The sequence below is a fragment of the Scytonema sp. PCC 10023 genome (assembly GCF_963920835.1).
In the GTDB taxonomy this organism is placed as follows: domain Bacteria; phylum Cyanobacteriota; class Cyanobacteriia; order Cyanobacteriales; family Nostocaceae; genus Kalymmatonema.
This window is the reverse complement of the sequence record NZ_CAWUDP010000121.1, coordinates 1-26,548: the sequence shown is the minus strand read 5'-3', so window position 1 is coordinate 26,548 and position 26,548 is coordinate 1. Positions and strand designations below refer to the sequence as shown.

The following is a 26,548-nucleotide window of genomic DNA, read 5'->3' as shown; positions in this document are numbered from 1 at the left end:
ATGCCTAACGGCACGCTGCGCGAACGCATTGTCCTCGGTAGGAACTTGAACACTTGCCAATAACGTAGTTCAGTTAAGAACTCAGTCTGGTCAACTATGGTCGAGTCTTAGGCTAGAAGCAAGCGTGTCTTTAGACCTGGGTTGTTGACATGCTTTGTTTCGCTCCGGAAAGTGACAGAGGAGGGCTATAAGGATGGGCAATGCCCACCCTACATAAATTATTAACCCGGATTACTTCACAACTTAGTGCCGCATTCAGGGCAGAAGTTGTTATCATATGAGTTTTTCGCACCGCAGTTGCTGCAAAAAACTGGCTCTGGTGAGGCTTTCTGTGGCTGGCGTGGCAAACCAATCATCTGGGCATTACTCTTTCCAGGAGCGACCATTGGGTAACAGTTTTCATCTTTGGTCACGTAGGCATTGACGATAACTGGACCATCATGCGCTAGCATTTCGGCGATCGCATCTTTCAATTCCTCACGGCTTTTGATCACCATGCCTTTGATGCCATACGCCTTTGCCAAATATTCGATGTCTGGCATTCCTACTTCCATATTCGAGCAGGAGTAACGCTCGCCGTAGAAGGCTTCTTGCCACTGGCGCACCATTCCCTGCCAGCCGTTATTGATAATCACAGTCTTGACATTTAAGCCATACTGTGCTGCTGTTCCCAATTCCTGTAAATTCATTTGGAAACTGGCGTCACCGCTAATACAGATGACTTGTTCATCAGGAAACGCCACCTTAGCCCCGATCGCTGCTGGTAAGCCAAAACCCATTGTTCCCAAACCACCACTGGAAATCCAGCGCCGGGGACCATTTTTGAGGAATTGTGCCGACCACATTTGATGTTGCCCCACATCTGTGGTGTAGTAGGCGTGGGGCGCTTGGCGTGCGATTTCTACAATCACCTCTTGCGGCGACATACTATCAGCATGCTGTGGCACCTCTAAAGGATACTCTTCCTTCCAGCGGTTGATCAGGTTCAGCCACTCTTGCGTTTGGTTGGATGCATCGTTAGTACCTGCTTGCTGAACGCGACGCAACAAATCAAGCAACACTTTCCGCACATCGCCGACGATGGGTACATCAGGAACGCGGTTTTTGCCAACTTCCGCCGGGTCGATGTCGATGTGAATGACTTTAGCGCGGGTGGCGAATTCATCCAACTTGCCTGTCACGCGGTCATCAAATCTTGCACCAACACAAATCAGCAAGTCACAATCTGTGACAGCAAAGTTAGCGTAGGCGGTGCCGTGCATTCCCAACATTCCCAAAGACAGGGGATGATGTTCGTCAAAGGCACCGATACCCATGAATGTGGTGCTGACGGGGATATTGAATAATTCAGCCAGTTGTTTAATTTCTTCGTGTGCCCCTGAGGCGATCGCACCACCACCGACATACAATAGCGGACGGCGACTTTCACGAATCAACTGTATCGCTGCGTTAATCTGCCGTGGATTTCCCTTCACTGTGGGACGATACCCCGGTAACTTCACTTTTCCCGGTTCCACAGGCACATAGTCAAATTCTTCCAACGCCACATCCTTGGGAACATCAATCAAAACTGGTCCCGGACGTCCAGTGCTAGCAATGTGGAAGGCTTCGGCAACAATGCGTGCCATATCTCTGGGATCGCGCACGACATAGGAGTGCTTGACAATTGGTAGCGTAATCCCGTAAATATCAGTTTCTTGAAATGCATCCGTACCGATCACCGCCCGTGACACCTGTCCTGTGACAATGACCATCGGGATTGAGTCCATATAAGCGGTGGCGATGCCCGTTACCAAATTAGTCGCCCCAGGACCAGAAGTTCCAAAGCACACACCTACCTTCCCCGTTGCACGGGCGTACCCATCGGCGGCGTGTGCGGCACCTTGTTCGTGTCGCACCAAGATGTGCTTAATACCACCATCGGTAGCTTCTACTTTGTATAAATCGTCGTAAATCGGCAGAATTGCACCACCAGGATAACCAAAAATATACTCAACGCCGTGGCGCTTGAGGCTATCAAGCAGGGCGAAACCACCAGATGCACGTCTGGGCGTCACGACTGGCGAGATTGAGAGATTGGAGATGCTTTGGTTTTCGGTTTGTGGGAAACTAATTTCGGTAGGCGATCGCACAGTCAAACCTCACGCAAGAGCTAAGTTGATGCTGAAATTTTGTATTTAAAATTTCATTTTAATTGAAAAGCTGAATAAATAAGCAACGATATTTGCTGAATAAAAAGCAATAATCTTTGATCGTAACGCAGAACGCGGTTGGCTTTCCACAAATAAATTTCGCGGATTTAGTATCGACGTTAAGGCTGTCGCAGTGCGTGTCTCGGTAGAATTTTTTTGTTTTCTATCAATAAATTTATAAGCTTGTATCCTTTTTTCTTATAAGTACTGACGAATGAGTCCTGAGTTCTTTCTTGACTCAGAAATTCTTCATTTTAAAAGAACATTGCGCAATACTCGACGAGTATTGTGCCAAGCCCAAACGCCCACAAAGACTACCACAATACTCATACCCACTAGCACAATTCGCAAGCCTAAAGCATCAGTTACTGGACCTGTGATCGCGAGTGGTGCACTCAGGGCTATGTTGACGGCATGATTTTGAAACCCAAACACTTTACCATGCATTGTCGGTGGTGTTTGCTGTTGAATCAGAGTTTGCATCGGTACGCCAATGAAAGCAGCGCCTATACCCAACAATGCACAAAGTGCAAAAGCGAATAATAAGTTGTGGGTAAAACTGAACACTCCTAAAACCAGCGCCATGAGCAAAAATCCAATCAGGGGTAACGGTTTTTGGTTGAGTTTTTCACCCCAATGACCCAAAATTGCCGCTCCCAACACCATACCTACCCCAGCCGCTGCCAAGAAAAAACCAAATTGTTTCTCTTTTAAGCCAAACTCCTCTGCTAATCTAATCGCCAGTACTGTTAATGCTGCAAACACACAATACAAAGTTGTCAGTTGCAACATGGCATTCAACACCAGATGGTTTTTCTTGAGATAACGCAAACCCTCTTTAAAATCAGTCCAAGGATTGATGACGGGCTGACTGTTGTCATGGAACTTATTGTCTCTAAAGCTAATGGGTTGCATAATTCCAGCAGACACCAGGTACAATGCCGCTACCACAAGCTCTTGACCATATTCTGCTCCTACCGAGTTTTTTGCCCAACTCAATATCGGCTCCCCCACAGCAAAACCAACAATTAAAGCTCCCATCATCGTGCTGCTAAAGAGCGCATTGGCTGCCATCAAATTCTCTTTTCTGACTAATAGGGGAATAGCAGCTTGCTCAGCAGGTGCAAAAAACTGCGTCACAGTCGAAATGGCAAAAGTGAGCAATAGCAGAATGAGAAACTCTCGTGGCAAAAAAGGAATACACAAAGTTAATAGCCCGCGCACCACATCAGAGCCAACCATAATTAGCTTTTTTGGGAAGCGGTCAACAAAGACTCCACCAGCAGAACCAAACAATATCGCTGGTATTGTAAAGGCTACCATCAAAGTTGAGTACATGGAGTTCTCTGCTAACCCTGGAAGGGGTGGGTAGTTTTCCAGCAGGGCTACCATCAAAACGAAGAAAACTTTATCTGCTAGCTGGGACACCAATTGCCCAATCCATAGCAGCATAAAATTACGGTTTTTTAGCAGGGTACGAAACCCGTTATTAGAATTTGGAGGTTCTGTTGGAAACATCAGAACTAGGGATTAAGGGTTAGGGAACTGGGGACAAGGGCGAGTGGAGGCTGTTGTGAGAAAAGCTTAGCCGCTTTGCGACACGCTGCGCTTACGCGAGCAACGAAAGGTGGGGAACTCATGACTTCTTCATCCCCCTTATTTTTCTCATCTTCCTCTACATCTTCCTCTACTCACCCCTCATTTCTCACTCCTGATTGGCAAATCTATTTTCCGGACTAATTATCCTGATAACGCTTTAAAAGCACGTGCAAAAACTCAGCAGCAGCCAGGCGCTCTTGAGGCGGTGATTCGCCAAAAAAAGAGTCTACCCAGCAACCCTGTACAGTTTGAGGCGATCGCCACATCTCTAAATGGTCAACAGATGGATCTGCATAAAAGTTATTTTGCCCACTTCCGAGCAGAGAAGAACTCCAGTGAGTGAAATAATCATGGCTCATCCGATGGATAGAAAAATTTCCCCAAAGAGGTACTCCCCATCCATCTATAGCGATAAAAGCTTTAACATGACCACCAAATTGTTGCCATTTGTGAGCAGCGATTATTGCCCCAACGACACCAGCACTAAAGCTAATGAATACAACTGGCGATTGTATCCTATTCTGCAAGTGTTTGTGTAAAAACTGCAATATGTGAAACGCTGATAAAGCTAAACCACCCTCGACTGGAACAATCAGTATATTTGCTGATACTTGATTTTTTGCTTTCTCTACAGCTTGCTCTAGCAATCCCGACACAAAACATTGAGTTAAAGATGAATCATGGATACCAGGGCAAATAATTATACTCATCTGTCTTTGGTTTAGCGGCTTTTCCTTAAGAATATTGCAGTGTTACTGTCTTAAATATAACATTTATTCACAACACTTTTCAGGGTGTATGACGTTGGTTTGAGTCGTCACAGGGTTTTGTGTCACTGGTCATTTTTCCTGACTGATGATCAATGACTCGTCCTCATAAAACTTCGTGGGAAGTATGGAAACGAGCGTGTATGCGTGACCTGAGAGGAAATACGACTCAAGCGAACGCCAGATGCTACAAGTCGGCAGAGCCGCCCACCGCACTGGCTCCTTTAGTCGCCTTATTCCATTACCGCCTTGGGGTTACTGGATTCGGTGTACTTTTGTAGTGTACTTTCAATGGGACAGTTACCATTTCAAATCTTTCACCCCTTTGGGTTCGCCAGTTCCCGCTTGTTGGGAAACCCGCCGATGACTGACTGGACTCACCTGTACGCGTAACGGTTTTGCACTCGATGTGCCTTCCCTTTCGGGAGTGATTGTAGCCACGAATGTTACTGGTCGGTACTTATCGAAGACACTGGCTTAACCCAATAAACCTGTTTAATCTTCAATTTCTAGAGCTACAGACTGGCTATGCCTAACGTCCCGTTGAGGGATACGTATCCGTAGGTAGAAACTTTGACACTTGCCAATAACGTAGTACACGAAGTACGCGCGTCGGGTCAACTATGGTCTGTAAATCTAGGCTGGAAGCCCAGTGTCTTCAGACCTGGGTTGTTGACATTAATAACTCAACATCGCAATTGCAGTCTATCAAGCGTGACACAATTTGCCAAATAAGCAAATCTCACCTGAAGGATAAAGTGTGTAGACGCCACGGACACTTGCACCAATACCGTTCAGTTAAGGATTTTTTGTGGAGATTTCATGCGTGTACCAGACGTGCCATGGCACGTCTGGTACAAGGGTTATTGTTGAAGAAATTTTCTTATCACCAAGCGTATTGACACTTGCACGGCAGTCGCCTGGATCGGGAAAGCCCAACGGGAGAGCCAATCACTGTCAGTTCGGCAACCCTCCAGCCGTAGCGCTGGACTCACCGTCATTCGCGCTGGCTCCTCAACTGGTGGGAACCCGCACCTTTCCATAGATCGCGTAGGGGGCTTTGCGTAGGGTAGGATAGTGTGAAGTATTTTATTTTTCATCCTTTAGATTTTATTCGGTTACGCCTTAAGAGTATTTTTTTTTGTATATACCTTTAGTAATTAATAGAGTATGTCATTAGAAATATTGCTATTAATTGCTTTTTTATCCTATCCCCCAGGATAGGATAAAATTTTACGAGTATGGAAAACAACAAATTAAGAACAGCACTGAGCCATGAGTGCTGAGTGCTGAGTCATTTCCACTCAGCACTCAGTACCAATGCAAGGCATTGCGCCCTTACACACTAAGAACTTTTGAAGTTGGATTGAGGAAGTATTGTGGTAGCCACACCAGAAAAACTACAGCCCACTGAGCAATTGTCAAGTCAACACCGAGTAGCAGTATTGCTTATGGGTTACGGCGAAGTCGAAAGCTACGAAGATTTCGCTAACTACAATGAACAAGCTTTAAATCTGCTGACGGCAAAATTCGCACCCGTGCCTACCTGGATTTATCCTCCCCTCGCACGACTTTTGGCATTATTTGACCGTCATGAGTGGGGACATCAACACCATGATTTTATTTCCCCACACAATGCCATTTTTGAAAAACAACGCGCTGGAATTGAAAAAAACCTACAGGCACAGTGGGGTGAAGGCGTTAAAGTTTTTAAAGCCTTCAACTTCTGCGCCCCTTTCCTTCCGAACCAAGTCTTGGCAGAAATCAAAAACCAAGGCTTTGACAAAATACTCATCTATCCACTGCTCGTTGTGGATTCCATCTTCACGAGTGGTATTGCCATTGAGCAAGTCAACAACGCTTTCGCTGAGTTGACAGATGGTGATGAACACTGGGTTAAAGGACTGCGCTATATCCCATCCTTCTACAACGAATCAGCTTACATCAATTTGATAGCGCGTCTTGTGGAAGAGAAAATTACCGCTGACTTAGCCAGTGCTTACCTACCTTCTCAAATTGGTATTGTGCTGATGAACCACGGTTGTCCTCACAAAGCCAAAGGATTCACCTCTGGAATTACCGAAAGTCAAATACTCTACGACTTAATACGCGAACAGTTAATCAACCGCTACCCTCTCATTTCCATTGGGTGGCTAAACCACGACACACCCCTCATTGAATGGACGCTACCAAATGTCGAACAAGCAGCGAAAAACCTCATTCAATTAGGTGCCAAAGCGGTTGTCTTTATGCCGATTGGCTTTGCTACAGAAAACCATGAAACTCTGTTGGATGTACACCACATCATTCATGCGCTACAGAAAAAACATCCTGATCTAAACTACGTGCAGATGCCCTGTGTTAACGACAATTCTGAATTCTTAACAATGGCAGCTCAATGGGCAAATGCTCATATCACCGAGTTGGTGTCAGAACAAACTGTGGCGGTTAATCCCCAGTTAGCTGTAGCGCATCATCATCACCACCATCACTAAGTAGAGAAGATGAGGGGATGAGGAGGATGAGGAGGATGAGGAAGTATAAAGAAAAATCATTACTCCCTCATCTCAAGAACTGCTCCCTCATCTCAAGAACTGCTTCCTTCTCCCTACAAGCCTCTCAACTTGCGAGTGTTGTCAATCAAACTTTGAGCAAATTCGTCGAAACGTTGAGAAAGTTTTTCATCCAACAACTTACCATCAGGACTAAAGGCTTTCCAAACTTGTCCAATCCCAATTTGCTCTGGAATCACCCAAGCGTGTACCCAACGCATAATAACTCGTAGATCATTTAAGGCGTTGCTGTTAGGCTGTCCCCCTAACACGCTAATCAATCCTGTCACTTTATCAGACAACTGGTCAAAACTCATTAAATCAAGGGCATTTTTCAGGACACCACTCACGCTGCCATGATACTCTGGTGTCGCCAAAATTAACCCATCGGCACTACTAACGGCATCGCGTAACCGCTGAACATCTGGGTAATCTGGATATTCATCTTCCCCATTACAAAATGGTAACTGCATTTGCCGCAAATCGAGAATTTCAACATCTGCACCCAGAGCTTCCACCCGTTGGGCGGCTAGAAGTAAAGCCTTTTGAGTGTAAGATTCGGATCTTAAGCTACCAGCAATACCAACAATTTTCACCATAGTCCAATTAAATTCCCGTAACTATAACTATCTTGAAGAAGAACAAGAGAACACAGAACACAGAACACAGAAATCAGAATGCAATGAGTGGGGGGACTGAACCCAATACTTCGCCACGCAGTCGTACAGAACTCATGCACTCGTCCGGATCGATGATTCTGAGTTCCTTCGTGTTCAGTAAAAAGCTTCTATAAAAAGTCTCACACGCCAAAGCTAAATATTTCTAATCCGGAGTCATTACGACTATGTATATATCATAGCTATGTGTGACATAATATGTCAAATTCCAGTTTGCAGAGAATTTTATGCTAAGCGAACGAGGACACAGCACAGATAAAATGTAAAAGTAACAACTAAAGGCTTTTTAGCAAAGAGTGCGACGAGCAAGGAATTCCTAAAGTTCCACTTATGTGTCAAAAACAGAGTAATTCTAATAAATACAGGCATTGAAGGGTATAGCGAGGAAAAACTTGGGAATGGTTTTTTTTTTGGAAGTTACACTAGAAGATTAGAAACCCCTGATTTCTACTCTTGGTAGAGGAAAAGGCATAGAAACGAGTGCTCGGTTATGGAGCAGCAAACAAACGGTAATTATTATGAAAAATTTTGAGAAAAAGACATTGATGAAACAGCAAAGGGCAAAGCGTGCAGCTTTCACTGGAGCGCTAGCAGCTGGTTTAATCATGTTGCCAGGAATGTTAGGGGGTACTCCCGCGCTAGCGCAAAAAGTAGAGCGTGGCGATTCCCTATCCTATGGCGACTTAATCAAGAAAACCGAGAATAAGGAAGTCAAAAGAGTAGAGCTTGACGAAACCGATCAGGTAGCAAGGGTTTATCTAAAAGAGCAAAAGCAAGATGCACAACCGATACAAGTGCGGCTTTTGGAACAAAACCCTGAGTTAATTAGCAAGCTAAAAGAAAATAACGTTGATTTTGAGGAAGTTTCCTCTGCTAATGGTAGAGCAGCTGTAGGGCTTTTGATCAACCTGATGTGGATTTTGCCACTGGTTGCTTTGATGTTATTGTTCCTCCGGCGCTCTACGAATGCTTCTAGCCAAGCAATGAACTTCGGTAAAACCAGAGCTCGCTTTCAGATGGAGGCAAAAACCGGAGTGAAATTTGACGATGTCGCAGGTATTGAAGAAGCCAAAGAAGAACTGCAAGAAGTCGTTACTTTCCTCAAACAACCAGAAAAATTCACTGCTATCGGCGCACGCATTCCCAAAGGAGTGCTGTTAGTCGGACCTCCAGGAACAGGGAAAACTCTCTTAGCAAAAGCGATCGCTGGTGAAGCAGCCGTACCATTCTTCAGCATTTCCGGTTCAGAGTTTGTGGAAATGTTCGTGGGTGTGGGAGCATCCCGCGTGCGCGACTTATTCAAGAAAGCCAAAGAAAATGCTCCCTGTCTCATATTTATCGATGAAATCGATGCTGTAGGACGACAGCGGGGTGCAGGGATCGGTGGCGGAAACGATGAGCGGGAACAAACCCTCAACCAACTGCTTACCGAAATGGACGGTTTTGAAGGTAACACTGGTATTATTATTATTGCTGCCACTAACCGCCCGGATGTGCTAGATGCCGCGTTGCTCAGACCTGGACGGTTTGACCGACAAGTGATTGTGGATGCACCAGATCGCAAAGGTCGTCTGGAAATTTTGCAAGTTCACTCGCGTAACAAGAAAATTGATCCATCTGTTTCTTTAGAAGTTGTTGCTCGTCGTACACCAGGTTTTACAGGGGCGGACTTAGCAAACCTCCTCAACGAAGCGGCAATTCTCACAGCACGTAGACGTAAAGAGGCAATTACGCAGCTAGAAATTGATGATGCTATTGACAGATTGACCATTGGACTGACCCTCAACCCGCTATTGGATAGCAAGAAAAAGCGGTTGATTGCTTATCATGAGATTGGACACGCTCTGTTGTCTACACTCCTGAAATATTCTGACCCCTTAAATAAGGTGACAATTATTCCCCGTTCTGGTGGAGTTGGTGGTTTTTCTCAGCAGATTCTGAATGAAGAAATGATTGACAGCGGGCTTTATACTAAGGCTTGGCTGCAAGACAACATTACCATGACCTTAGGAGGAAAGGCTGCAGAAGTAGAGGTTTTTGGTGAAGCTGAAGTCACAGGTGGAGCGAGCAATGACCTAAAAGTTGTGACAAATCTTGCTCGTAAGATGATAACGATGTATGGTATGTCTAACTTAGGGTTAGTGGCTCTGGAAACTCAGAATAGTGATGTGTTTCTGGGACGAGATTGGGTGAATCGCTCTGAGTATTCAGAAGAAATGGCGATCAAGATTGACCGACAAGTGCGAGCAATGGCAAGTACTTGCTACCAAGAAGCTCGTCGCATTATACGTGAAAACAGAGCTTTAGTAGATCGGCTTGTCGATTTACTCGTGGAGCAGGAGACTATAGAAGGCGAGCAATTCCGTAAAATTGTCTCTGAATATACCCAACTGCCAGAGAAGCAACAATTAGTTGTGTCTGGTTAGGAATGATAATGACTTTGGAGCGCGAATTGCTGAAACATTAAATTGTAGGGTGGGCACTGGTTCCTGTCCACCTTCCTTGCTTATTGGTGAAGAGCAGTGCCCACCCTACGTTGAATTCGCGCTCCAGAGTCTAATTAAAATTAGGGGCTTGTAACCTCTACTTCAATTAAGCGTTGTACACAATTGTAAGGATATCAACCTGTGTTTATAATTAATTCTGAGTTCTGACAACTGTGTTCTGAGTTTTTTTTTGCTCAAACACCTCCTGTCCAGTTGACTGAGGTCTTTAAGGTTCGGCACTTTCAACACGAAGGGGAATTGTAATTCCTTCCCGCTGTAAAGCATTCGTAAAAATCTTCCGGAGAACGCGCTGGATCTGAAGATGCTTTCCTGGCTTTACCTTCGTTAATGTACGCAGTAATAAGTTAGTGTCTCCAAGGCTCTCTACTCCATCTACCTCTGTAGGTTCGAGTACATCTGGGTTATTTGCTTTTAACTCTTCTCCTACTTCCTCAATGACTTTGTATACATCAGCTAAGTTGGAGTCATAAGGCACGCTAACTTCCACCACTGCAAAAATATACTGTTTGGAGTAGTTGGTAATTGAGCCAATATCGCCATTACGAATAATCTGCAATTGACCATTGGGGTGTCTGATACGAGTGGTTCGCAGTTCAATCGCCTCGACAATGCCTTCGACAATTTTATCTTCGGATTTCCCAGCTTGGATATAGTCACCCACTAAGTAATAGTTTTCAAACAGAATAAAGAAACCGCAGACTATATCGTTAACTAGTGTCTGAGCTCCAAAACCCACAGCTATACCAACAATTCCTGCACCAGCGAGTATAGGAGTGGGATTGATGTCGAGCGTATAAAGGATCGAGACAGCGGCACCGAAGTAAACTAGATATTGTAAAAAACTACGGATAAGAGGAACGAGGGTGAGGCGTCTGCTTGTTTGAATCTCACTCAGATTTCGGTCTTTGAACAATACCTCTTCAACAAGTAAGTAGACGACCTCAAACAAAACACGACTGATGAAGATGATGCCGATGATCTTAACAATTCTAGATCCGAAAGCTGCGATATTGGCGATTAACTGCACCTGCTGGATCACCAATGTTGCTACACAGACATAAATCACAAATTCCAGACACCGCTTCAAAAAGGGGATTAGGTGTCGGAGGCGATCATAGAATCGCAGAAGGTTGTCAGGATTCGAGTATCTTATACTTAAAGCATCTAGGCTATCAATAATAGCAGTGAGTGCTTTAGGTATGAGTAACCCGACGGCAATGATCAGATAGATCCGCAGTAGGATGTATAAATAGTGGGAAACAACTGCTGGCAATTTGAGAAACTGGCTACAGCAGATGACAGCCCACAGCCAGATCCCACAAGTAACGATGTTGTTGAGGTTGTCAAAGAAAGTATCAATACTTTTATCGTCGGCAGTGTTTTGTTCAATGTTCTTAGCACGAATGCTAGCTACCTTGAGCCAACGATGAAGGAATTTCTGAGCGATCGCCGCTAAAATCAAAATACCAATGCTCTGAGCTATACCAATTCCTAAAGTTACCCAAAATCCTGGTGGAACACGGTAAATCAACAAGAGTGTATATTGTTGAAGGTTTGCGCCTCGATAGAGTAGAAAACCATTAGCACCCACAATCAAAATACACAGTACTAAACAAGTGGCTATCAACAACCCTGTAATATTTTGACGCAGGGTTTTGATACTTCTTCCCTCGTTTTTAACTACAGAGTTTTTCAAAAGTAGCTTGAAGACCTTACCCACAAGCCAGTTTACTAAAAAGAAAACGAAGATTACAAGACTGACTTCAGCCAAGATAATTAAGAAATTCATATCAAAACATAAAAGTTAAGCATTTTAATGATTGTGTTACTAAAATCTGTAGAACACATCAATATCTTTTCTAGTATTATTTCATTTTTAGGTTGATAAAATCAAGTTATTATAATGCTCAACTTTTTACTATGCTAGTTATTTTATCTTAAAGTCATATTTTTTGACTTTATTATCTTAGAGATGATTTATAAAGTAAACCTTAAATTGTAGGGTGCGTTATAGCAACGCTTAACGCACCGAGAAAGATGGTGCCCTGCGGCTAATTCTCACTCTCTCAAACTCCGAAATCCAAGCATCGCCGTAACACACCCTACTTAATATTTACTTTATAAATAGGCTCTTATACCAAACTTTATCTGAGTTCAAATATCACACATTTCCGACCTTTTTATTTACTTGAAACTAATAATAGTAGGAACAGTAGGAACAGTAGGAACAGTAGGAACAACGAAGTCAAATAAATGTTTAGGCTTTACTATAGGATTACTATTTGATTTTTGAACAAAGTTAAGTATTGTAGGGTGCGTTAGGATGAAATCCGTAACGCACCGAATCCCTAAATCTATTCCCAACCCAGCTTATGATAATGCTGCTAAAATCATTGGAAAGTATTTTTTTGCAACAGCAAGACAGTTTGAAATTTACTTTGATGAAATTTTTCCTGGCAATTTTTCTATATCAGAGGAAGGTGACACAGAGGATTTTGTTATTCGAGTGTTTTATTTAACCGCTTTTTATCGAAATCAACCTTTATGCCTTTTCTCAATTAAGTTTCCTCATTATCATCAAAATTTTGGCTTTCCACTACCACCAGAATTAGAGATGGTAAAGTTGTACGAAAAGTGTGATTAGCAAACAAAAAAAATTCTTTCTTAAATCAAGAATTTCTTCTATTTTCTCTACGTACATATACGGTTTTTTCAATTTGAGTGTCTTGAGTCTAATTGAGAACAACTATTAATTTGTAGTATATGTTTACTCAACAATCAAATTCGATCATATTTCGCAGTCCATATCCTGATATTTCTATACCTGAGCAGCCACTGACAGAATTTGTATTGCAACGAGCAGTAGAATTAGCCCAGAAACCAGCCTTGATTGAAGGGCACAGCGATCGCATAGTGACTTATGGACAACTAGCAGACTCCATCGGTCGAGTTGCTTCTAGCTTGGTGGCGCGTGGCTTCTCCAAAGGTGATGTTTTCGCAATTTACAGCCCGAATATTCCCGAATATGCGATCGCCTTCCATGCCGTCGCAACTTTAGGCGGGGTTATCACCACAGTAAACCCATCCTATACGGCAGAAGAGCTTGCATACCAACTCAATGATGCTGGTGCAAAATATTTAGTCACAATACCTGACCTTGTAACTCAAGCATTAGAAGCCGTAGGGCAATCAAAGGTACAAGAAGTATTTGTGTTTGGTGAGGCAGCTGAGGCTACCTCATTTTCTGTGCTTTTAGAAGGTGAAGGAGAAATACCAAAAGTACATATCAATCCACGAGAAGATTTAGTAGCCTTGCTGTACTCTAGTGGCACTACTGGTATGCCTAAAGGTGTGATGCACACCCACCATACATTTCTGTGTAACTTTCACCAATTCCAAAACTGCGAACCAGTCAGCGAGGCTGATGCAGTTATCGGGGTTTTACCTTTTTTTCATGCCTACGGCATGCTCATGCTGAATTACAGCCTTGCTTGCGGAGCAACTATTGTGACGATACCGCGCTTCGATCTGGAGACGTTTCTCAACCTGATTGAAAAGCACAAAATTACCCGTATCCACGTCGTCCCACCAATTTTGCTGGCATTAGCAAAGCAGCCAATAGTAGATAAATACAATCTTTCCAGCTTGCGGGTGCTGACTTCTGCTGCAGCACCACTCAGTGATCAATTGATCAAAGAGTGCGAACAGCGTCTTCCTAATTGCGTCGTCAAGCAAGCGTATGGAACGACAGAAACCTGTCTGAACACCCACACTCTAGATGAACGTGACAAAATCAAGCCTGGTTCAGTCGGTCAATGTCTTTCTCATGTGGAATGTCAAATTGTAGACGTCGATACCCAACAACCATTAGGTTTTAATCAACCAGGAGAGTTGTGGGTACGCGGACCGCAGCTCATGAAAGGCTATTTGAATAATGATGAAGCAACTGCCAACACAATTGATCGAGATGGTTGGTATCACACCGGCGATATTGTCTATGTTGATGAAGACGGCTACTTTTATATAGTCGATCGCATCAAGGAGTTGATCAAGTGTAATGGCTATGCCATAGCACCAGCAGAGCTAGAAGCAGTATTGTTGAGTCATCCGGCTGTTGCTGATGCTTGTGTAGTCAAGAGTCCTCATGCCAGTAGTGGGGAAGTTCCCAAAGCTTTTGTTGTGCTTAAAGATTCAGCTACGCCAGAACAAATTATGGAGTTTGTCGCTGGACAAGTTGCACCGCATAAAATGATCCGCAGACTTGAATTTGTGGACAAAATTCCTAAATCACCTTCTGGGAAAATTTTGCGCCGTATATTGGCACAACAAGAACTGACAAATATCAAAGAAGCATCCTCTGATGAGCAGCCATTGCAGCAAAGATTGGAGTTTCTACAACAGTTAGATGATGCTTCTTTAGGTAAACGTCAAGAGCTATTAACTGCTTATATTCGAGAGCAATTTGTTAAAGTTTTAGGCATCAATACATCTCAAAATCTGGATATAGAGAAGCCTTTACATGAACTGAGGCCTGATTCTCTCATGAATATTGATCTGAAGAACCGCATTGATACTGAACTAGGGGTAAACATACCCATAGAAATGTTTCTTGGCGAGTCTAATATCAACCAATTGGTAAATTTATTGCTTCAGCAACTAGCAGCGAAGAACACAATTCTCTCAAAACATTCATCGGTTGAGTTAGCAACAGATTTAAAATCAGAGGTTGTTTTAGACTCTACAATATTACCTGAACATCCATCTGAGTCATTTGTAACTGAGCCTACTGCTATTTTCTTAACTGGAGCTACAGGCTTTTTAGGAGCTTTTTTACTTCAAGAACTGCTGTTAAAAACCCAGGCGAATGTTTATTGCTTGGTACGTTCTACTGATTTGGAGTCAGGGAAGTTAAGGATTCAAAATAACTTAGAATCCTATGGAATTTGGCAAGATGATTTTGCTGATAGAATTATTCCTGTGTTGGGTGATTTATCTCAACCACTGTTAGGTTTGTCATCACAATATTTTCAAAAAATGAGCAGCCTCATTGATGTGATTTATCACAACGCTGCTTGGATTAACTATGTTTATCCCTATTCAGCATTAAAGCCTACCAATGTTTTGGGAACTCAGGAAATCTTGAGATTGGCGAGTCAACTGAAAATCAAGCCTGTACATTATATATCTACAATCGCGGTTTTTGAGTCGCCTGCTTATTTAGGAAAAGTAGTAACTGAATCCGATCAACTCGCTCATAGTGAGGGAATGAAACTTGCTTACTCCCAGAGTAAATGGGTGGCAGAAAAGTTGGTTATGATAGCGCGCGATCGCGGTATTCCAGTTTCGATTTATAGACCGCCATTTATTTCCGGTCATAGTCAAACAGGTGCTTGGTATAAAGATGATGTAATTTGCCGCACCATCAAAGGCTGTATTCAAATGGGGAGTATGACAGACATCACTGACACATTGGATTTAGCTCCCGTAGATTACCTCAGCCAAAGTATTGTGTATTTATCAAAGCAAAAAGATTCTCTTGGTAAGGCTTTTCACTTAAATAATCCTCAATCTATTTATTGGAGTGAACTAACTGATTTTATCTGTTCTTTTGGCTATAAAATTAAACATATTGCTTATAAAGATTGGCAAATACAACTAAATAATTCTGTTCGCTCTAGGGAAAACCCTTTGTATCATCTCTTGCCTTTTTATCAAAAACAATTGCCTCAAGAACAACTAGGTATTTTGGATCAGGTTCAGCAATCAACTGACCCAAAAATCAGTTGTTTGATGACACAGAATATCCTAGAAGGTAGTTCCATAGTGTGTCCACCTGTAAATGCTGAATTGCTCAATACTTATTTCTCGTATTTCATTCGTAGTGGTTGGCTCGACTTAGTTCCAAAATAGCGAGATCGAAGTAAGCAATTCAAAATGAAAACCTAGCATTGGCACTCTCAACTTGCTTTAACTAGTTGTGTACATTTTCGTATCAGCATTTAGCGTTTCTGACTTTATACGTATTAAATGTTGCTTTCATAAAGGCAAAACTAAAAATGAATCATATACTTCCTGATTTAGATTCTCCTGTTGCTGTGGTTGGAGGAGGAGTTGCAGGAATTTGGGCTGCTTATAAACTCATTAAGGCAGGAATACCTACAACTTTAATTACTTATTTGGATAAAGATAGAGGCGGCATACAAGGTTCAACGTATCGGTCTGTGGGTGCTATCAACACTTCCCCTTTAACAAACGATGACTTTGCCTCTTACATGGATGATTTGGGAAGAAAGTGCGCTCATCCTTTCGTAACTCAAGCTTTACAGCAATATTTAAAAGATGAAATTGATGAGCTTTCATCTCTTGTTGCTTTAAAACCCATAAAAATTGGATTGGCATTAGAGTCTGAAAGTGGTAAATCTTTCTTGCAATATATGTATGAACTATTTGAATCCCTTGGAGGGCGCATAATAAATGCTTGGCTCACTCGATTAGTAATGGACAAAAATGTTTGCCAAGGATTGCAGTATGAGAAAAACGGCTACATTGGAAAACTGCGTTGCCGCGCAATCATCCTTGCCTCTGGAGGGTATGCAGGTTTATATTCCAATTCGATAAATACTAACTGTTTTGGAACAATGTTAGGTCGCTTTATGGAGTGCGGAGGTAGTGCAACAAATTTAGAGTTTCTCTTCCAACATGGATACGGGAATATTGATACTAATGACTTAACGCCAACGGAAGAGATTGCTGGGGCAGAAATTTATGACAAAAATAAAAGTAGAGTTGTCTGGTTGGAAAAAATGCTCTTTGATGGGCAAGGAACTAATACACATCTTCAAGCTGTTAATTTCTGGATGAGTAATAGTCATATGGACTATTCTATCGACCTTTCATACAGGGAGCTTTATTTAGCGATCTCCGAGTTTAATTCAGCGATTCAGAAGAAATACACCCAGCAAAACCTTTGTAATAAGCCAACTCCATCAGATAAAGATGCTTTGGAAAAATTGTTAAAAATTTTTCCGGAAAATGCGCGGATTGAGGTTTCGCATAAAATAATTTATACTGATTCCCCTCAAGTAATAAAGTACGATAAATTTCAAGATTTAAAGAAATTATTTTTAGTTGAAAATTTTAGATTATTTCAGGTCAAACCGATTACTTATTTTTCGATGGGTGGAATTGCACATATAAATTGCCGCACGAATCTGAAAAATGTCTTGTGGCGAATTCTGTTGTGTTGATTTGTCTTTTGCGTTAACAAAAACTTGCTTTCATTTCTCATCAATCATTTAACTGAATGAAACAAAACTATGGATTTTCAGAATGTTTTATACAATATAAAAAGTATATAAAATAACCTTTTTAATGTAAGATAATAAAGTTTCAAAGAATCAAAGAGGTAATTTATGAGCAATATCAAAGAAGCATTACCTGCTTCAGAATTTATGAAAAAGAACTTAGGTATTTCTGAGGCTCCTATTGAAGCATACCTGAACTACGGATATGCACTACTCGCTATTGCTGGAGCTGATGGAGAGGTTTCCGAAGCTGAACTTAACTGGTTACTAAATCATCAGCGTCTTGTCGGCGCTCCTGAAGAAGTAATAGAGAAATACAAAACATTTGAATACAAAAATGCTGACGCGCGAAAGTTTGCTGAGTAAGATTACAGTTGATGTTTCTACTTGGTCGAAATCAAGGTCATTGCTGTATCATGCAATTCAAATGGCTCGCGCCGATGAGGATTACTCACTTGAAGAGCAAAAAGCTGTAAAAAAAGCAGCTAAACTGTTGAAGGTTGAAGATGATATTGCGCTTGCTCTCAAGAGGTTGGTAGAGACAGAAGAAGCAGTAACTGCATTACGCAAAGCGCTACTACAGACTGAAACTTTAACTTAATCGAGCCACCATATGCCCATTAAGGTAACTTAACTGCAAAGGTACCAGAGGGGTGCGATACGCTCGCGCGTCAAGCTACGGGCTTATCGTCCTCCCTCCACCTCCCATGTCTTTATTCCCTGCATTCCTGTGTGGTTGGGGGCTGTTTTAGTCTGTCTCAATCCCTAATTACCCCTAGTAGCATCTCAAGAGGAATTCCAAGTTTTTCTAAATTTTGCGCTTTTACTTACCCCTAGAGAAATTCATATTTCAAAAAATAAGTTATCAAATTTGCTGTAATGAATAAGCTTTTCATAGCCCAATTGCAACCAGAACCAGGTCGTCTCCCCCGCCTATCCCTCCTTATCCTATGAAAGTAGATGTCAATAAAACAGCGTTCATTCTTTCTCTTAATATCCCGAATCCCCTATAACTTTTGATTCCTCAATGATGACTTGTGATTGTTGTGGAGTCCACCTTTGAGATGGATTTCTGGCAATTTGCTGCTGGGAGAACATTTCCCGCAGAACCATTGCTGGATCTACATATTGTTTGGCATATTTCAGCCCCCAATGAAGGTGAGGACCTGTGGTTCGTCCGGTCATCCCTACCCGACCAATTCTCATTCCTGCGGTTATTTGCTGACCTTCCCAAATTTGAATTCCACCAGCCCTATCTATGAAATAACGGCGACCCTCTGCGGTTTCAACTTGTCCTTCCATATGACAGTAGGTGTGTTCCCATTCGCCAGACTGAATGACTATATATGTACCACAGGCGTCCTTGTCGCGAACTTTTGTGACTGTACCTGTCCACCAATTACGAATATAACTACCTTGTGGGGCGGCGATATCTAACCCACCGTGAAATTCCAAATTTGAGCCACCAGTCGCAGAACGACGGTAGCCAAATGCGGATGTATATGACTGAAAATTTTCTACAGGAAAAGAGGCTGCTAGCCAATTGTTAGCTATTGCTACCTGCTGAGATTTAAATTTTGGAGATGCTTTGGGGTGGTACCCGTTAGATTTAAATTCTATAGATGGTTTTGACTGGTGTGCCTGAGAATTTTTTACAGGAATTGAAGTTGCTTGCCAATTGTTGAACGTTGCTATCTGCTTGGAGTTAAATTCTACAGCTTCAACCGTTTTTGCCTTTGACAATAGAGTGATGAAACCTATAACACTCAATCCTAATATAGACAGACTGACCGCAGAAAGTGCTACTGTTTGTCGCCACTGACTCATTTTTTTTTGCCCTCTAGCCGTTAGGTCTATCTGTAAATTGATGTAAAATCCAACCAAAGCAGAAGTTTGAATTTTGATTAGGGATTGACATCTGGTTTTGTTTGCGTTCACATAGCTGCATTACAAGAAAAAGCGTATTTTTTGGCTTTCAATCGCAATATTGTACTGGAAAATATTTTTATGTCAAGTCGTTTCAAGTACTATTTTTTGATCTGTCAAAAGCAGAATATTCTTAATTGAAAATAAAAAATATGACATTTAGAGTCAAACAGCTATTTTAGATACTTTTGTGCAGTTATACTTAAGCAATAATTCTCCTTTAAATAGCGAGTGTTCAAGTTGCTAGTCATTCCCTGGTAATTCTTATAAGTATTGGTAATTACATTTTTTCTAGGTATATACTTAGATTGTCAGATGTCAATTTATGCACCATGAATTATACCTGTGAAATCGTTGCCAATAAGTAAAAATGCTGTTAAGTTTATGCTTAAGATTGCATTAAAAAATTAATCTAGCTTCAATAGAAGCGAAAGCGCACTCTCCACACGAGTTCCACAAGCCATGCTGACCGAAATATTGCCTTTCAGTTTTGAGTTAGACACAATCGCGATCGCCGGAGCAAGTTTGTGGTCTTTGGCGCTGTATTTAGGTTTTTCCTCAGCCAGTGAATGGGTGATCCACCAACTAAACCGCTGGTTTAACTTTGCCGAGCGATCGCTCTACACGAGTAAGTCAGAATTTGAAAAAACAAGGAAAGCCAGAGAATCACAGAATGCTTTTTACGCCTCGCTTTTCAGTATTGTGCCCTTTCTAGTCATTGGCGCTTTATTTAATTGGGGAGTGGAAATCAGTTTAGGTTCGAGCTGGGCAATTAGTATAGGGATACTTGCCTGTATAGGTTCCGGCGTTTATGAACTAGGACGAAGAGATGGCAAGTCTTCTGGGGAGTAGAGCAAACAGACGATGAGATGATGGACTCAAGGGCTTGAAACTGTAACTTAATCTCTGGACAAAGCTACCCACTGCTGCTCAATCTTGGGTAGCTTTTTGATATCTATTCGGTTTATGTGCGGTTTTCACGACTCATATATAGTCATATTATTACTATAATATGACTATGTACAAGAGCGAAGAATTATGCCGCAAAGAGATAGATGGTTAAAAGTACTGCTAACTGAGCAGGAATTAAAAAAGCTTGAGGTTTACGCTGAAACTCAAGGATGGAATAAATCACAGGCACTTAGAGAATGGATTAAAGGTTTGCCATGCTACTCGGATTTAAAACAGAATTGAAACTGAATAAAGCGCAGCGCATAGCATTAGCCAAACATTGTGGAGTAGCTCGTCATGCTTGGAATTGGGGCTTAGCGCTGACCAAGCAAATTTTAGACCACAACCAAGCCAATCCTGATTCTAAGATTAAATTCCCTAGTGCTATCGACCTACATAAATGGTTGGTAGCATTAGTGAAATCTGAAAATGAATGGTACTACGAATGCAGTAAATCTACTCCACAGCAAGCGCTGATGGCTCTGCGAGATGCTTGGAAAGATTGCTTCAGTAAGAAAAAAAGAGTACCAAAGTTTAAAAAGAAAGGACGCAAAGATTCTTTCACGCTGGAAGGCACAGTCAAAATCTTAGGAGATAACAAGATTCAAGTACCTGTAATTGGTGTTCTTAAAACTTATGAGCGATTACCACAAGTATTGATTAAGTGTTGCACTATTAGCCGACAAGCTCATAGATGGTTTATCAGTTTTCGATTTGACGTAGAACAACAACAATCAGATAAAACAAGTGTTGTAGGTGTTGACCTCGGTGTTAAAAATCTTTGCACCCTCAGCAGTGGTGAAGTCATAGCTGGAGCCAAATCCTACAAAAAATATGAAGCAAAACTATCCAGAATGCAATGGTTGAACCGCCATAAAATCATCGGTTCTGCTAACTGGAAAAAAGCGCAGATGGCAGTAGCTCGTCTACACAGAAAGATTGCCAACATCCGTAAAGATACGCTCCACAAACTCACCACATTGCTCGCTAAGAACCACGGCACAGTAGTGATTGAAGACCTTAACGTGTCTGGAATGATGGCTAATCATAAACTGGCAAAAGCGATTGCTGATATGAGTTTCTTTGAGTTTCGCAGACAACTGACCTACAAGTGCGAGTTGTATGGTTCCAAGCTTGTCGTTATAGACCGATGGTTTCCATCCAGTAAGACCTGTTCTAACTGTGGAACCAAAAAAGAAACACTCACTTTGGATGAGCGAGTGTTTGAATGCGGTCACTGTGGCTTTGTTATTGACCGCGATTTAAATGCAGCAATCAATTTGAGTAAAGCTGTCAGTTAGACAGTGCTAGCCTGTGGACTGGTTGATGCCGACATCTCCAGGTTGAAGCAGGAAGTAATCGAAACCTAAAGTATAGAAAAGCCAAATTATGGGTAGCTTTGGGTAGGTATTATATAACGGTTCGTTATCTTAAAATGCCAGGACTAAAGAAGGTAGAACAGCCCTAATAACGAACAAACAAAGAAAAGAAAAACATTATCAAGCCTTACCTGCTAGTTAAGAAGCGTTCATTTATGCAGCTATGGTATGGCTAATGCACGGGCAATTGGTAGAAACAATGATACTTTCGAGACATCCTCTCAAATTTTTTTTGGAGAAAGTGACAAATTGGAGGATAAAAGTCTAAACGAAAGTGAAGTAGCTTTGGTCAAGACTTAGACCTGAAACTCCTTGCACAACCGCAATGAGCACGTCTGTTTCTTGGTCAAGATATATCGCTGTCCCTTCTGGTGAACCTGCTGGAGAGGAACCTAGAATATAGCTTAATCCTACGCTTACTCCTGCTCCTCTTTCCTCTGAATTGGCAAGTTGGATAGTGTCGTCGCTAGTGTTGAAGTCGGTAATGATTGCGTAATCAGTGAAAGATTGAGTTGTACCAGAAGGAGACGGACCGTACAAACTTCCACTATCAGTTCCAAGAACGAATGTGTCATTTCCTACACCGCCTGTTAAAGTATCCACCCAATCCTCTTGCTGAAAAGGATTGAACTGAACATCACCAATCAGAACATCATTACCAGAACCACCATCTAGGAAATCGCTTCCGTTTCTTCCATACAATACATCCTCACCATCGCCACCATATAAAGTGTCCTTACCAGTGAACCTCTCATCATAACCATCTAATATGTCGTTTCCTTCACCACCGTCAAGAAAGTCATCACCGTTAGCTCCTACAAGGTAGTCATTACCGGACTCACCATACAGGAAGTTTCTGGAACTCTCAGTTTGACGTGAGGAGCTAACGACTTCATAACCACCAAAGAGGCGATCATCGCCTGAACCGCCATAAAGTTCATCGCTTCCAGGACCGCCCTCTAAAAGATCATTGCCAGAACCGCCATCTAGGAAGTCGTTTCCTCCAAGGGTAGTACGTCCTGAGATGGGATCTGTCCAAGTGGTATCACCCCGTAAGATGTCGTTTCCTTTTCCGCCTTTTAAAACATCATTACCATAGCCATTGTTAAAGTACTCCGTGAGAAAATTTCCAAGGTTAAAAGTGTCTATACTTTCCCCTGCGCTGTAACCACCCCATAAAACATCATCTCCGTGACCGCCACTCAAGGAATCCTTACCGGCACCGCCTTCTAGAAAATCATTACCTGAGTCACCATCTAGAATATCGCTTCCCTCACGGTTGAGTGTCAAAATATCACTTTTATTCCCATAGGGATCAGCAAAGGGATCGCCACGTAAGTTGTCGTTTCCTAAACCACCATCTAGCAAGTCGCGACCTTCGCCGCCATTAAGGTCGTCATTTCCATCTTTGCCTAATAATGTGTCGTCTCCTGCTAAACCGTTGATTGTGTCATTATCTGGAGTTCCGGTTAAAGTATCGTTGTTCGGGGTACCGATGATATCTGCCATAGTCGTTACTCTCCCTAAAACTCGATAGTTGTACTATTAAATACATCTACTATTCATAATTTTTCTTCTTAAAAATTCAACTCTTCTTTAAAAAGATTTACAATTTAGAATCTGTGAAAAAATAAATGACTTGTTTTTAGCTAAAACCAAAAGAAGCCCCACGTCTGACACGAAGTGCAGCGTGGGATGAATTTTGGGGTAAAAACGGTACGTCCCCCGACCTATGTCAACCGTTGGTTGACGCGGGAGTGGGGTCGCACTTGTCCCCTAAAAAATGGGCAGCCTTTGTTTCGCTGATCTGTGTTCCAAGACGAGTACTCGTAGTAGTAAGGCTGCCCATTTTTTTCGTGTTAGACCTCGTGGACAGTGCAGTTTTTACCTATCTCTGGGCTGTCTTGCGACTCAATATACTGCTTCAAGGTCGAGATAGTCACGCCACCACAACGCCGCAATAAAGTAAGACCCGTTCCAAAAAACATCTTTGGAATAGAAGCGACTCAGATGGTCTGCAAATTCTTGCCTGAGTCTACGAGATGTCGTTGATTTAATATTTCCAACCAACGTGCTTAATTGCAAATCTGGGTGATATTGAAACAGTAAGTGTACGTGGTCGGATTCACCGTTAAACTCAACCAGTTTGCAATCCCATTTGATCAATAAATCTTCAAGGATAATGTGTAAACGCTTTAACATCTCAGAGCGTGATGGCTTTGCGTCGATATTTGGTTGTCAACACCAAATGTGCTTTCAGGTCACTGACTGACGGACATGAGTGAAACAAAATCATTTTTCACAACTTTTTCAGTCACTCTGCTATAATCAGTGTTGCCAATAATATTGACAGTAACTAACAATTAAGGAGGTGAATTCCCTTGTTGCTTAACTATCAGTATCGTGCGCAACCGAACACCAATCAAAAATTAGAACTGAATAGTTGGTTGAGAATTTGTCAATACTGGTATAACAAGCAACTAGGAGATAGATTCGATTGGTGGGAAAAGAACCGCAACAATATTAATTCTTGTTCGATAATCAGTTGTCCATTGCCACAATTACGGGACAATCCAGATTTCTACTCTCAAAAGAAACAGCTTCCTACTATTAAAGAAGACTTGTTTATAGTTGGACATTCTGGAGAATTACTAGACTTTACTCGTGTTCCATCTCAAACATTACAAGACGTTTCCAAGCGAGTTGATTTGGCTTTCTCTCGTTTCATTAAAGGTGACAGCAATGGCAATCGCAGTGGGAAGCCACGTTTTAAAAGTGCGGCACGTTACCGCACCATGCGTATAGAAGGTCAAGCCATTACCGTTGAGCGTGTTGAGAAAGACTGGTTATTCTTGTCCTTTTCAAAGCTTGATGGTTGGGTTAAAGTGTGTCTACATCGTCCATTGCCCAATGCTTTTGTACTCAAAAATGCACTCTTAACTAAGAAAGCGGATGGTTGGTACATCACAATTTGTTTAGAAGACCCGAATGTACCTGTTTTCACTCCTGAAGAGATAACGCCAACTTGGGATAACACTCTGGGATTGGATGCGGTGTTGCATGAAGACGATTACTTGGCAACTTCAGAAAATACGAAGCACCAAGCACTGAAGTCTTTCAGAAAATCTGAAAAGCGTTTGGCGTCTGTGTCAAACCGCAAGTCAGCCAAGAAAAAAGGTAGCAAGGCACGTCGTAAACTAGCAAAACGAGAAGCACGGGAGCATCAACGTATTGCCAGGGCTAGAATTGACCATGCGTTTAAGACAGCTCATGCTGTAGTTCGGACAAATAAAAAAGTTTTTATTCACGAAGACTTAAATTTAAAAGCTTTGTCAAAACGAAACAAAGCTAAACAGGACGAAGACGGCAAGTATCTTCCAAACGGTCAGTCGCGAAAATCAGGTCTGAACAAATCCTGGAATGACGCTGCATTTGGACAGTTTTTTACAATCCTAGAATACATAGCGTCAATTGCTGGGGCTAGGACAATAGCAGTGAAACCTGCATACACATCTCAATTACTCGCGTACCGTGACGAGTTTAACTTCAGTGATTGTAACATTCGCGAGTATTGGGATGAAAAAGAATTGCTTTGGGTTGACCGCGACGTGAATGCCGCTATCAATCTAAAGCGTGTTGGGCTGGGACTGTTCCCAACAATAAAACGCCGTAAAGGGAATCCGGTAGTAGCTGGCTCTACTACTAATAGTACCTCGAAGGAAGTTCTGGTAGTGTTAAAACGCCAGAAGCCTACACCGACCTGCTTGCAGGCGGTGTAGGTAGTTCACGGAAAAAACTTACCCTTGAAACACCTCCAGTTCCCCTATCTTTCAATCTCTTCCTTTACCAAAGTTGCTAACTTTTGTGCTGCACCAGCCTCACCTCGGATACTCCGCAGCTTGGCTTGTATTTGGGCTAATTTTTCTGGATGAGTCAGATAATCTAAAACCATTTCTCCGACTTCTTGGGACTGGAGTTTTCCGACTAGTTCCGGTACGACCATTTCCTGCGCCCAAATATTGGGCCATGCTAGCAAACCTTTTCGTCTCAAAACTAGCCAGTTAATTAGCTTAGCAAAACCGGAACCGACCAAAGGCAAATTTGCCAACAGTCCAGGCAAACCATCCCAAGACCTCATAGCATCTAGCTGTTGAGTAGGTAATAAAACAATCATCGGCACTGCTAAAGCACCAAGTTCAGCAGTGTTTGCACCCACTGTGGTTAAGCAAAGGCTGCACTGGGATAATAAATCATATGCTGGTGTCTGAGTCCAAAGTTCCACACATAAACCTGTTCCTGTCTTTAGTAAAGGGCGTTCTGAATCAATATTGGATGTTGGGACAATCAAAGAAGCACCACTAAAACCAAATGTTTGAACAAAAGAGTTTTTCTCTTGGTCGGCAAAACTAGCTAAAGTTTCTAAATCCAAAGTTGGGGCAACAGGAATCACAAACTTGGTTTGCGGTCTCCTAGCGTGGACATATTCCGCAATTGCCAACGTCAAAGGTACTCCTTGCGTCAATTTTGCCGCCTTTGACCCAGGGAGTACGCCAATGAGTTCAGTAAAAAGTGGAGAGGATGAGGGGGATGAGGGGGATGAGGGGGATGAGGAGGATGAGGGGGATGAGGGGGATGAGGGGGATGAGGGGGATGAGGGGGATGAGGGGGATGAGGAGGATGAGGAGGATGAGGGG

Annotated in this window: 20 protein-coding genes and 2 pseudogenes; 12 read left to right on the top strand and 10 right to left on the bottom strand. The window is 42.3% G+C overall.

The features are described 5' to 3' along the window. Positions 1–236: 236 nt before the first annotated feature. The 4 genes from ilvB to ACM0OZ_RS41420 all read right to left on the bottom strand — a co-directional run bounded on the left by ilvB (position 237) and on the right by ACM0OZ_RS41420 (position 4,999). Positions 237–2,132, bottom strand: coding sequence for a biosynthetic-type acetolactate synthase large subunit (gene ilvB / locus ACM0OZ_RS41435; protein WP_414588705.1), 1,896 nt, complete (start codon positions 2,130–2,132; stop codon positions 237–239). Between the two features lie 309 nt (positions 2,133–2,441). Next, positions 2,442–3,710, bottom strand: coding sequence for an MFS transporter (locus tag ACM0OZ_RS41430; RefSeq protein WP_414588704.1), 1,269 nt, complete (start codon positions 3,708–3,710; stop codon positions 2,442–2,444). 218 nt (positions 3,711–3,928) lie between these two features. After that, the gene (locus tag ACM0OZ_RS41425) at positions 3,929–4,501 is read right to left on the bottom strand and encodes a hypothetical protein (RefSeq protein WP_414588703.1); all 573 of its coding nucleotides are present in this window, start codon (positions 4,499–4,501) and stop codon (positions 3,929–3,931) included. A gap of 357 nt (positions 4,502–4,858) precedes the next feature. After that, positions 4,859–4,999 carry a hypothetical protein gene (locus ACM0OZ_RS41420; RefSeq protein ID WP_414588702.1) on the bottom strand — a complete coding sequence of 47 codons (141 nt, stop codon included), beginning with the start codon at positions 4,997–4,999 and terminating at the stop codon, positions 4,859–4,861. 385 nt (positions 5,000–5,384) lie between these two features. Between ACM0OZ_RS41420 and ACM0OZ_RS41415 the strand changes: the two genes are divergently transcribed. Together ACM0OZ_RS41415 and ACM0OZ_RS41410 are read left to right on the top strand one after the other, a co-directional pair. Beyond that, positions 5,385–5,603 (top strand): hypothetical protein, encoded by a 219-nt coding sequence (locus ACM0OZ_RS41415; protein ID WP_414588701.1) that lies wholly within the window; start codon positions 5,385–5,387, stop codon positions 5,601–5,603. 334 nt (positions 5,604–5,937) lie between these two features. Then, a complete protein-coding gene (locus ACM0OZ_RS41410; protein ID WP_414588700.1) occupies positions 5,938–7,053 on the top strand; it encodes a ferrochelatase in 1,116 nt (371 codons plus the stop codon). A 113-nt stretch (positions 7,054–7,166) separates the two neighbouring features. On the opposite strand, the gene ACM0OZ_RS41405 is transcribed toward ACM0OZ_RS41410, so the two are convergent. Continuing rightward, a complete protein-coding gene (locus tag ACM0OZ_RS41405; RefSeq protein WP_414588699.1) occupies positions 7,167–7,709 on the bottom strand; it encodes an NADPH-dependent FMN reductase in 543 nt (180 codons plus the stop codon). 596 nt (positions 7,710–8,305) lie between these two features. Here ACM0OZ_RS41405 and ftsH point away from each other — a divergent pair. Next, a complete protein-coding gene (gene ftsH / locus ACM0OZ_RS41400) occupies positions 8,306–10,213 on the top strand; it encodes an ATP-dependent zinc metalloprotease FtsH (RefSeq protein WP_414588698.1) in 1,908 nt (635 codons plus the stop codon). Positions 10,214–10,499: 286 nt separating this feature from the next. On the opposite strand, the gene ACM0OZ_RS41395 is transcribed toward ftsH, so the two are convergent. After that, entirely contained in the window at positions 10,500–12,083 is a 1,584-nt protein-coding gene (locus tag ACM0OZ_RS41395) for a mechanosensitive ion channel family protein (RefSeq protein ID WP_414588697.1), read from the bottom strand. Positions 12,084–12,617: 534 nt separating this feature from the next. Here ACM0OZ_RS41395 and ACM0OZ_RS41390 point away from each other — a divergent pair. The 5 genes from ACM0OZ_RS41390 to ACM0OZ_RS41370 all read left to right on the top strand — a co-directional run bounded on the left by ACM0OZ_RS41390 (position 12,618) and on the right by ACM0OZ_RS41370 (position 18,199). Beyond that, positions 12,618–12,938: a hypothetical protein gene (locus tag ACM0OZ_RS41390; RefSeq protein ID WP_414588696.1), complete on the top strand. Its 321-nt coding sequence runs from the start codon at positions 12,618–12,620 to the stop codon at positions 12,936–12,938. Between the two features lie 119 nt (positions 12,939–13,057). Then, a complete protein-coding gene (locus tag ACM0OZ_RS41385) occupies positions 13,058–16,204 on the top strand; it encodes a thioester reductase domain-containing protein (protein ID WP_414588695.1) in 3,147 nt (1,048 codons plus the stop codon). Between the two features lie 146 nt (positions 16,205–16,350). Continuing rightward, on the top strand, positions 16,351–17,541 hold the full coding sequence (locus ACM0OZ_RS41380) for an FAD-dependent oxidoreductase (RefSeq protein ID WP_414588694.1): 1,191 nt from the start codon (positions 16,351–16,353) through the stop codon (positions 17,539–17,541). A 165-nt stretch (positions 17,542–17,706) separates the two neighbouring features. Next, positions 17,707–17,964, top strand: coding sequence for a hypothetical protein (locus tag ACM0OZ_RS41375; RefSeq protein ID WP_414588693.1), 258 nt, complete (start codon positions 17,707–17,709; stop codon positions 17,962–17,964). Further along, positions 17,936–18,199, top strand: a complete 264-nt coding sequence (locus tag ACM0OZ_RS41370) for a hypothetical protein (protein ID WP_414588692.1) — start codon at positions 17,936–17,938, stop codon at positions 18,197–18,199. The genes ACM0OZ_RS41375 and ACM0OZ_RS41370 overlap by 29 nt, the downstream gene beginning before the upstream one ends. A 389-nt stretch (positions 18,200–18,588) precedes the next feature. Here ACM0OZ_RS41370 and ACM0OZ_RS41365 read toward each other — a convergent pair whose 3' ends face one another. Next, on the bottom strand, positions 18,589–19,425 hold the full coding sequence (locus tag ACM0OZ_RS41365) for a M23 family metallopeptidase (RefSeq protein WP_414588691.1): 837 nt from the start codon (positions 19,423–19,425) through the stop codon (positions 18,589–18,591). A gap of 561 nt (positions 19,426–19,986) precedes the next feature. On the opposite strand from ACM0OZ_RS41365, the gene ACM0OZ_RS41360 reads away from it, so the two are divergent. The 3 genes from ACM0OZ_RS41360 (at position 19,987) to ACM0OZ_RS41350 (ending at position 21,776) form a co-directional block, all read left to right on the top strand. Continuing rightward, a complete protein-coding gene (locus ACM0OZ_RS41360; protein ID WP_414588690.1) occupies positions 19,987–20,376 on the top strand; it encodes a hypothetical protein in 390 nt (129 codons plus the stop codon). 186 nt (positions 20,377–20,562) lie between these two features. Continuing rightward, positions 20,563–20,718 carry a hypothetical protein gene (locus ACM0OZ_RS41355; protein WP_414588689.1) on the top strand — a complete coding sequence of 52 codons (156 nt, stop codon included), beginning with the start codon at positions 20,563–20,565 and terminating at the stop codon, positions 20,716–20,718. Beyond that, on the top strand, positions 20,691–21,776 hold the full coding sequence (locus tag ACM0OZ_RS41350) for an RNA-guided endonuclease InsQ/TnpB family protein (RefSeq protein ID WP_414588688.1): 1,086 nt from the start codon (positions 20,691–20,693) through the stop codon (positions 21,774–21,776). The genes ACM0OZ_RS41355 and ACM0OZ_RS41350 overlap by 28 nt, the downstream gene beginning before the upstream one ends. Before the next feature lie 342 nt (positions 21,777–22,118). Here the strand turns inward: ACM0OZ_RS41350 and ACM0OZ_RS41345 are convergent, their stop codons facing one another. Together ACM0OZ_RS41345 and tnpA are read right to left on the bottom strand one after the other, a co-directional pair. Then, complete coding sequence (locus tag ACM0OZ_RS41345) at positions 22,119–23,363, bottom strand: calcium-binding protein (protein ID WP_414588687.1); 1,245 nt, start codon at positions 23,361–23,363, stop codon at positions 22,119–22,121. Between the two features lie 350 nt (positions 23,364–23,713). Beyond that, positions 23,714–24,157 (bottom strand): annotated as a pseudogene (tnpA, locus tag ACM0OZ_RS41340) (IS200/IS605 family transposase). Between the two features lie 78 nt (positions 24,158–24,235). Here tnpA and ACM0OZ_RS41335 point away from each other — a divergent pair. Beyond that, on the top strand, positions 24,236–25,633 hold the full coding sequence (locus ACM0OZ_RS41335; RefSeq protein WP_414588686.1) for an RNA-guided endonuclease InsQ/TnpB family protein: 1,398 nt from the start codon (positions 24,236–24,238) through the stop codon (positions 25,631–25,633). Positions 25,634–25,677: 44 nt separating this feature from the next. On the opposite strand, the pseudogene ACM0OZ_RS41330 reads toward ACM0OZ_RS41335, so the two are convergent. Beyond that, positions 25,678–26,548 (bottom strand): annotated as a pseudogene (locus ACM0OZ_RS41330) (hypothetical protein); the annotation flags it as partial.

Bases quoted from the DNA above. Each gene is read 5' to 3' on its own strand.
- ACM0OZ_RS41370 (WP_414588692.1), top strand. From the start codon at position 17,936: ATGCTGACGCGCGAAAGTTTGCTGAGTAAGATTACAGTTGATGTTTCT.
- ACM0OZ_RS41345 (WP_414588687.1), bottom strand. From the start codon at position 23,363: ATGGCAGATATCATCGGTACCCCGAACAACGATACTTTAACCGGAACT.
- ACM0OZ_RS41395 (WP_414588697.1), bottom strand. From the start codon at position 12,083: ATGAATTTCTTAATTATCTTGGCTGAAGTCAGTCTTGTAATCTTCGTT.
- ACM0OZ_RS41375 (WP_414588693.1), top strand. From the start codon at position 17,707: ATGAGCAATATCAAAGAAGCATTACCTGCTTCAGAATTTATGAAAAAG.
- ACM0OZ_RS41425 (WP_414588703.1), bottom strand. From the start codon at position 4,501: ATGAGTATAATTATTTGCCCTGGTATCCATGATTCATCTTTAACTCAA.
- ACM0OZ_RS41385 (WP_414588695.1), top strand. From the start codon at position 13,058: ATGTTTACTCAACAATCAAATTCGATCATATTTCGCAGTCCATATCCT.
- ACM0OZ_RS41390 (WP_414588696.1), top strand. From the start codon at position 12,618: ATGAAATCCGTAACGCACCGAATCCCTAAATCTATTCCCAACCCAGCT.
- ACM0OZ_RS41380 (WP_414588694.1), top strand. From the start codon at position 16,351: ATGAATCATATACTTCCTGATTTAGATTCTCCTGTTGCTGTGGTTGGA.
- ACM0OZ_RS41405 (WP_414588699.1), bottom strand. From the start codon at position 7,709: ATGGTGAAAATTGTTGGTATTGCTGGTAGCTTAAGATCCGAATCTTAC.
- ftsH (WP_414588698.1), top strand. From the start codon at position 8,306: ATGAAAAATTTTGAGAAAAAGACATTGATGAAACAGCAAAGGGCAAAG.
- ACM0OZ_RS41360 (WP_414588690.1), top strand. From the start codon at position 19,987: ATGCTGACCGAAATATTGCCTTTCAGTTTTGAGTTAGACACAATCGCG.
- ACM0OZ_RS41430 (WP_414588704.1), bottom strand. From the start codon at position 3,710: ATGTTTCCAACAGAACCTCCAAATTCTAATAACGGGTTTCGTACCCTG.
- ACM0OZ_RS41355 (WP_414588689.1), top strand. From the start codon at position 20,563: ATGCCGCAAAGAGATAGATGGTTAAAAGTACTGCTAACTGAGCAGGAA.
- ACM0OZ_RS41365 (WP_414588691.1), bottom strand. From the start codon at position 19,425: ATGAGTCAGTGGCGACAAACAGTAGCACTTTCTGCGGTCAGTCTGTCT.
- ACM0OZ_RS41350 (WP_414588688.1), top strand. From the start codon at position 20,691: ATGCTACTCGGATTTAAAACAGAATTGAAACTGAATAAAGCGCAGCGC.